Raw genomic sequence first — 350 nt, 5'->3', positions numbered from 1 at the left:
GCTTCGGATGCCGGCATGTCGGCCCGACAGGCGGCGGCACGGTTTGGGGTCGGCATATCGAGCGCGATCCGCTGGATTGCGCGGGCCAGGATCGGCGAACTGTCGCCGCGCCCGCAGGGCCGCCGCCGCGCGTCCAGCCTGGATGCGCATGACGCCTTCATTTTCGGGCTGATCGAGGAGCGCAAGGACATCACGTTGAACGAGATGGTGGCGCGTCTGGAGGTCGAGCAGTCTTTTCGGATCAGCCGCAGCGCCTTGAGCGCCTGGCTCGGCCGGCACGGCTGGACATTCAAAAAAAGTCCGCGCACGCACTGGAGCAGGATCGCCCCGACGTCCTGAAGCGACGCCGG

General features: G+C 67.4%; 1 pseudogene. It reads left to right on the top strand.

Features of this window, described 5'->3' with window-relative positions:
* A pseudogene (locus AC0L2A_RS36465) lies at positions 1-350 on the top strand (transposase); the annotation flags it as partial.

Source organism: Mesorhizobium sp. WSM4844, assembly GCF_055811775.1.
The sequence above is the reverse complement of the archived record's forward strand: the minus strand, read 5'-3'. Positions and strand labels throughout refer to the sequence as shown.